Source organism: Nocardioides sp. CPCC 206348 (assembly GCF_048654705.1).
Classification (GTDB): Bacteria; Actinomycetota; Actinomycetes; order Propionibacteriales; family Nocardioidaceae; genus Nocardioides.
This window is the reverse complement of sequence record NZ_JBMCZA010000168.1, coordinates 9,531-10,559: the sequence shown is the minus strand read 5'-3', so window position 1 is coordinate 10,559 and position 1,029 is coordinate 9,531. Positions and strand designations below refer to the sequence as shown.

At 70.5% G+C, this 1,029-nt stretch carries 2 protein-coding genes; both read left to right on the top strand.

Translation table 11 applies throughout. The annotated features are described in order from the left end of the window. Positions 1-133 precede the first annotated feature (133 nt). Positions 134-565 carry a hypothetical protein gene (locus ACOADB_RS13210; RefSeq protein ID WP_378599234.1) on the top strand — a complete coding sequence of 144 codons (432 nt, stop codon included), beginning with the start codon at positions 134-136 and terminating at the stop codon, positions 563-565. A 48-nt stretch (positions 566-613) separates the two neighbouring features. After that, positions 614-1,029: SigE family RNA polymerase sigma factor (locus ACOADB_RS13205; RefSeq protein WP_378599232.1), on the top strand; the 416-nt coding region annotated here is incomplete at its 3' end.

Here is a 1,029-nt window from a genome sequence, read left to right as displayed (position 1 = left end):
AGGCGATCCTCTTCGGCCACAAGTCCGAGAACGACGACCGGCGCATCTTCGGCGACGCCAGCGAACCGACCCTCACGATCAACGCCGAGGTGTTCCTCGGCCAGATCGAGATCCACAGCGAGAAGGACGCAGCATGAGCACCGACGACGTCTTCGATCCGATCGAGCGGCCCCGCGAGGACCGCAAGCCCCCGGCCCGGCCGTCCGGTCGCCACGCCGTGAACACCGGACACCTGGTGATGGGCACCGCCTTCGTCGGACTGGTCATCGTGTGGGCGCTGCTCATCAGCGACACCGTCCAGCTGGACAACGCCCGCTGGATCCTGCCGCTGCCGTGGCTGGTCGCCGGTGCCCTCGGCCTGTTGGCCGCGGTGTTGCGCGGCCCCCGTCAGCACGAGACGCCCGCATGGGTCGAGCACGTCGGCAACTACGGCCACCTCGGCTCGCACCACGGCGGCGGTCCCGCCCACATGAGGGGCTGGCTGCACCGCTCGGCAGGCGACTCGGCAGGCGACTCGGCAGGCGACTCGCTGGACGACTCGGGCGACAAGGATCGCCAGGCCTGACAACCTTTGCTCACCTCCCGCCGCTTTGGACTGGTGAGAGGGGTGTTCATGGAGCGAACGGTGGTGGACGGGCCGATGCCGCAGGCAGGCGTGGACTCCGTGGGTGCGGACAGTCCCGACAGCACTGACGGTTTCGACGCGTTCGTCAGCGCCCGGGGCAGCGCGTTGTGGCGATCCGCGTGGTTGCTCACCGGCGACCACCAGCTGGCCGAGGACCTCGTGCAGACCGCGCTGGCGAAGTCGTGGCGCGCGTTCGACCGGGTCGGCATCGACGGGTTCGAGCCCTACGTGCGCCGGGTCATGTTCACGACGTACATCTCGTGGTGGCGGCGGAAGTGGCGTGGCGAACGGCCGACCGGCGACCTGCCCGAGGGGCCCGGGCACGCTCCCGACGCCGACGCCCGCAACGACCTGCTGGCCGCGCTCGAGGGCTTGCCGCGCGGACAACGCGCCGTCGTGGTCCT